Raw genomic sequence first — 1,753 nt, forward strand, 5'->3', positions numbered from 1 at the left:
GTTGGGTAGGGGAGCGTTCTGTAAGCCTGCGAAGGTGTACTGTGAGGTATGCTGGAGGTATCAGAAGTGCGAATGCTGACATAAGTAACGATAATGCGGGTGAAAAACCCGCACGCCGGAAGACCAAGGGTTCCTGTCCAACGTTAATCGGGGCAGGGTGAGTCGACCCCTAAGGCGAGGCTGAAAAGCGTAGTCGATGGGAAACGGGTTAATATTCCCGTACTGGTGGTAACTGCGATGGGGGAACGGAGAAGGCTAGGTTGTCCGGGCGACGGTCGTCCCGGTTCAAGCATGTAGGCAGAGTGACTAGGCAAATCCGGTCACTTAATGCTGAGGTGTGATGACGAACCACTAAGGTGGTGAAGCAATTGATGCCCTGCTTCCAGGAAAAGCCTCTAAGCTTCAGGTTACCAACAATCGTACCCCAAACCGACACAGGTGGTCAGGTAGAGAATACTCAGGCGCTTGAGAGAACTCGGGTGAAGGAACTAGGCAAAATGGTGCCGTAACTTCGGGAGAAGGCACGCTGGCGGTAAGTGAAGTCCCTTGCGGACGGAGCCGAAGCCAGTCGAAGATACCAGCTGGCTGCAACTGTTTATTAAAAACACAGCACTGTGCAAACACGAAAGTGGACGTATACGGTGTGACGCCTGCCCGGTGCTGGAAGGTTAATTGATGGGGTTATCCTTAGGGAGAAGCTCTTGATCGAAGCCCCAGTAAACGGCGGCCGTAACTATAACGGTCCTAAGGTAGCGAAATTCCTTGTCGGGTAAGTTCCGACCTGCACGAATGGCGTAATGATGGCCAGGCTGTCTCCACCCGAGACTCAGTGAAATTGAACTCGCTGTGAAGATGCAGTGTACCCGCGGCAAGACGGAAAGACCCCGTGAACCTTTACTATAGCTTGACACTGAACATTGAGCCTTGATGTGTAGGATAGGTGGGAGACTATGAAATGTGGACGCCAGTCTGCATGGAGTCAACCTTGAAATACCACCCTTTAACGTTTGATGTTCTAACCTAGGCCCATAATCTGGGTCGGGGACCGTGTCTGGTGGGTAGTTTGACTGGGGCGGTCTCCTCCTAAAGAGTAACGGAGGAGCACGAAGGTTGGCTAAGCATGGTCGGACATCATGCGGTTAGTGCAAAGGCATAAGCCAGCTTGACTGTGAGAGTGACGGCTCGAGCAGGTACGAAAGTAGGTCTTAGTGATCCGGTGGTTCTGAATGGAAGGGCCATCGCTCAACGGATAAAAGGTACTCCGGGGATAACAGGCTGATACCGCCCAAGAGTTCATATCGACGGCGGTGTTTGGCACCTCGATGTCGGCTCATCACATCCTGGGGCTGAAGTAGGTCCCAAGGGTATGGCTGTTCGCCATTTAAAGTGGTACGCGAGCTGGGTTTAGAACGTCGTGAGACAGTTCGGTCCCTATCTGCCGTGGGCGTTGGAAGATTGAGAGGGGTTGCTCCTAGTACGAGAGGACCGGAGTGAACGCACCACTGGTGTTCGGGTTGTCATGCCAATGGCATTGCCCGGTAGCTAAGTGCGGAAGAGATAACCGCTGAAAGCATCTAAGCGGGAAACTTGCCTCGAGATGAGTCTTCCCTGTCACCTTGAGTGACCTAAAGGAACGTTTAAGACTAAGACGTTGATAGGCTGGGTGTGTAAGCGTAGCGATACGTTGAGCTAACCAGTACTAATGAACCGTGAGGCTTAACCTGACAACACCGAAGGTGTTTTGTCTGAGAGA

At 52.5% G+C, this 1,753-nt stretch carries 1 rRNA gene; it reads left to right on the forward strand.

From position 1 onward, the window contains the following. Nucleotides 1-1,724: ribosomal RNA gene (locus DK861_RS15265) — 23S ribosomal RNA — on the forward strand; the annotation flags it as partial. Nucleotides 1,725-1,753 lie beyond the last annotated feature (29 nt).

The organism is Proteus sp. TJ1640, from assembly GCF_003144445.1.
Lineage (GTDB): Bacteria > Pseudomonadota > Gammaproteobacteria > Enterobacterales > Enterobacteriaceae > Proteus > Proteus penneri.